Here is a 1,983-nt window from a genome sequence, read left to right as displayed (position 1 = left end):
CCAGCCTACCACCTTAAACACGGACAACCAACGCCGTGCTGGCCTAGCCTTCTCCGTCCCTCCATCGCAGTAACTAGAAGTACGGGAATATTAACCCGTTTCCCATCGACTACGCATTTCTGCCTCGCCTTAGGGGCCGACTAACCCTGCGTCGATTAACGTTGCGCAGGAAACCTTGGTCTTTCGGCGTGCGAGTTTTTCACTCGCATTGTCGTTACTCATGTCAGCATTCGCACTTCTGATACCTCCAGCAAGCTTCTCAACTCACCTTCACAGGCTTACAGAACGCTCCTCTACCGCTCATCCTAAGATGAACCCGTAGCTTCGGTGTATGGTTTGAGCCCCGTTACATCTTCCGCGCAGGCCGACTCGACTAGTGAGCTATTACGCTTTCTTTAAAGGGTGGCTGCTTCTAAGCCAACCTCCTAGCTGTCTAAGCCTTCCCACATCGTTTCCCACTTAACCATAACTTTGGGACCTTAGCTGACGGTCTGGGTTGTTTCCCTTTTCACGACGGACGTTAGCACCCGCCGTGTGTCTCCCGTGCTGACACTTGCCGGTATTCGGAGTTTGCATCGGTTTGGTAAGTCGGGATGACCCCCTAGCCGAAACAGTGCTCTACCCCCAGCAGTGATACACGAGGCGCTACCTAAATAGCTTTCGAGGAGAACCAGCTATCTCCGAGCTTGATTAGCCTTTCACTCCGATCCACAGGTCATCCGCTAACTTTTCAACGGTAGTCGGTTCGGTCCTCCAGTCAGTGTTACCTAACCTTCAACCTGCCCATGGATAGATCGCCCGGTTTCGGGTCTATACCCAGCGACTAAAGCGCCCTATTAAGACTCGCTTTCGCTACGCCTCCCCTATTCGGTTAAGCTCGCCACTGAATATAAGTCGCTGACCCATTATACAAAAGGTACGCAGTCACGGAACAAAGTCCGCTCCCACTGCTTGTACGCATACGGTTTCAGGTTCTATTTCACTCCCCTCTCCGGGGTTCTTTTCGCCTTTCCCTCACGGTACTGGTTCACTATCGGTCAGTCAGTAGTATTTAGCCTTGGAGGATGGTCCCCCCATGTTCAGACAAGGTTTCTCGTGCCCCGTCCTACTCGATTTCATTGACAAGAGAGTTTCGCGTACAGGGCTATCACCCACTATGGCCGCACTTTCCAGAGCGTTCCGCTACTCTCAAATCAACTTAAGGGCTAGTCCCCGTTCGCTCGCCACTACTTAGGGAATCTCGGTTGATTTCTTTTCCTCAGGGTACTTAGATGTTTCAGTTCCCCTGGTTCGCCTCACACACCTATGTATTCAGTGTGTGATACCCAGCTTATGCTGGGTGGGTTCCCCCATTCAGAGATCTCCGGATCAAAGTCTGTTTGCCGACTCCCCGAAGCTTTTCGCAGGCTACCACGTCTTTCATCGCCTCTGACTGCCAAGGCATCCACCGTATGCGCTTCTTCACTTGACCATATAACCCCAAGCAATCTGGTTACGATCTCAATCGTGAAGACGACATTCGCCGAAAATTTGCGTCTTGAGAACTACAAATTTTACCTTGACCAGATCAATTGCCAGTGAAAGCAATTAATCAGTCACTTCTATCACATACCCAAATTTTTAAAGAACGATTTTCGTACCGGTCAAAAGACCAGAAATCAGCACTCACCAGGTCTACCCTGAAGCGCTCATTTCTGAACTCTTTCACTGCTACCGCAACGCGCGAGAGTGGTGGAGCCAAGCGGGATCGAACCGCTGACCTCCTGCGTGCAAAGCAGGCGCTCTCCCAGCTGAGCTATGGCCCCGTAATCATCTGCACCAAGCAATTGGTAGGTCTGGGCAGATTTGAACTGCCGACCTCACCCTTATCAGGGGTGCGCTCTAACCAACTGAGCTACAGACCTATAACAGGGTCGCGTTACAGCATCGTCTTCGACTATGAATCAAGCAATTCGTGTGGGAGCTTATGAGAAAGCCGGCGTC

2 tRNA genes and 1 rRNA gene (1 of these 3 only partly in view) are annotated in these 1,983 nt (G+C 51.4%); all 3 read right to left on the bottom strand.

Going from position 1 to position 1,983, the window contains the following annotated elements:
- A 23S ribosomal RNA gene (locus ACIGFL_RS24030) occupies positions 1–1,471 on the bottom strand; it reaches 1,498 nt to the left of the window's first position.
- 258 nt (positions 1,472–1,729) lie between these two features.
- Positions 1,730–1,805 (bottom strand) — tRNA-Ala (locus ACIGFL_RS24025).
- Between the two features lie 22 nt (positions 1,806–1,827).
- Positions 1,828–1,904 (bottom strand) — tRNA-Ile (locus tag ACIGFL_RS24020).
- Positions 1,905–1,983: the final 79 nt, after the last annotated feature.

Origin of the sequence: Pseudomonas sp. NPDC077649, from assembly GCF_044542855.1 — a bacterium.
Taxonomy (GTDB): domain Bacteria; phylum Pseudomonadota; class Gammaproteobacteria; order Pseudomonadales; family Pseudomonadaceae; genus Aquipseudomonas.
Note: the sequence above shows the minus strand (reverse complement) of the source record. Positions and strands in the feature narration are given on the sequence as shown.